We start from the raw sequence: 1,803 nt of genomic DNA, 5'->3' as shown, positions 1-1,803 counted from the left end.
ACAAACTCTTTTTGGTTGGTTGATGTAAAATCTTGCGTACCTTGGGCTTTGATGTCCTTTTCACTAAACTCATTACCCCCATAGGTACTTCCTATCTTCAACTTCGCTTCTGAAAACGCTGTCTTCACAAACGCTTTAATCGAAAGGATCATTGCACCACGCGGTAAAGTCCCGATTTTGCGTGTCAAATGCTTATCTTTATGCGAGATATTCAAACGCAAAAAACTGACCTGATGTGTATGAAGATCTCTGCCGTGTAAGTGTCCTGTTACGCCATCTACCATGTCCTATTTCCTTTCCTCATCACTCAACTTCACCGCTGTAGGTGGGGATAACTATCGTTCCAAAATCTTGGGCTCCTTGTGCTCTTCCGGGCATTTGGAAACGCGTTTTCTTCATGCCCATAATTGTATGCACTCCAAAACCGTATTCGCGTTTGTAGTCGAAGGTTTCTTCTTCGATTTTATAGCGGGTCTTACCGTAACTCTTACCAAATGCCATAACGACACTTTGCGCTCCAAGCAAAACAGCACGGCGCACACCTGCAAGACGTGTACTATCCGTGGATTTAACACCATTGGTGACATGCTCTGATTCACGTAAAATCACACCGTTGTACATGCCTAGAGAACCATCAAAGATTGGGTTTTTGGAACGCGAACCGGTATAAGCAGCTTTCTGAATATCAAGCCATTGACCCGTCTCTGTATTAGTGCGCAATTGTGTCACCTGAATGGGATGCAAATACAACACATAAACACTCTCGCCATTCACACGAACCGGTCTAATTTTAGGATTCGCTAGCTTAGCGCACTGAACCGCTTCATCTATCAATTTAAGATTAAAGCTGTGTTTGGCTTTTTCTGTAAGATCTTCATCCTTGGTTTTTGCTTCTGGTCGCACAATGCGCTTACTACTTGGAGCTAACGGTGCATTAAAGCCCCAAAAAAGAGGATCAAGATCAACCAGTTCTCCCTCAAAATTAAGCCTGTTGGCTGTATAACCGCAAGCGTGAACGAAAAACATCAAACTCAAACGGTCCGCATACCAATCTGATAAACTGTTTTTGGCTTCTTCGCGCAAATTAAACAATGTGCGCTGATTATCAATAGTGCCTTCATTGGCAATTCTTGTTCCATGATAAAGTTCATTGATATACAGTTTATCATGAAGGAATTGGAGTGCCTCTTCATTGCCTTCAAGGGTTTCACCCTCACTCACACCACGTCCTGATAACTGAGCTCGCAGACTAAATGTTACACAATCCCCTTTGCCTTTTTGCGTCTCTGTTTTCACCTGAATAATGCTATTGGAATCCTGCCCCATCAAAGGAGCAATAGGAGTTGCTTTGGAGACCTCCGCATCAAGTATTCTCGCCCATGTTTTTAACGCATGTGGATCATTAATCCCTATATGTGTTGTTGCCATTTATTTCACCTTTCTTTGCTATAAAAAAACCGGCTTAAAGCCGGACCACCAACCCGCACCAAAGGCGGCTTATTCTCTACAAGTCTTTCACTTAATCTTCATCATCCGCACCACTCAATTTGCGTATAAGCACTCGGTTCTTTGGATTGCTGTACCATGCTTGAAACTCTTTATCCGTCATAGCGTTCATCGTTTCCCATGAAAGTGGACCTGTACTCCCCCCTCCACCAGACGCCGTTAAGGTTCTCGCAGAATTCTGACGGCTTTGAAGTTCTGCAACTTGATTATTCGCTTGCACTGCTTGGTTCTGATAGCCAAGATTTTGCGCTATTCTATAAATCTCTTCTGCCGGATTGAGATCTCTTTGTGCACAAG

Annotated in this window: 2 protein-coding genes and 1 pseudogene; all 3 read right to left on the bottom strand. The window is 43.4% G+C overall.

The window, feature by feature from the left end; translation table 11 throughout:
- On the bottom strand, nucleotides 1-284 hold a 284-nt coding region (locus ACFIKB_RS09180; protein ID WP_375653443.1), incomplete at its 3' end, for a hypothetical protein.
- Between the two features lie 19 nt (nucleotides 285-303).
- Nucleotides 304-1,428 (bottom strand): N4-gp56 family major capsid protein, encoded by a 1,125-nt coding sequence (locus tag ACFIKB_RS09175; protein ID WP_375653441.1) that lies wholly within the window; start codon nucleotides 1,426-1,428, stop codon nucleotides 304-306.
- 91 nt (nucleotides 1,429-1,519) lie between these two features.
- Nucleotides 1,520-1,803, bottom strand: a pseudogene (locus tag ACFIKB_RS09170) (hypothetical protein); the annotation flags it as partial.

It is taken from the genome of Bartonella sp. MR110HLJHH (assembly GCF_042194225.1).
Lineage (GTDB): Bacteria > Pseudomonadota > Alphaproteobacteria > Rhizobiales > Rhizobiaceae > Bartonella > Bartonella grahamii.
Note: the sequence above shows the minus strand (reverse complement) of the source record. Positions and strands in the feature narration are given on the sequence as shown.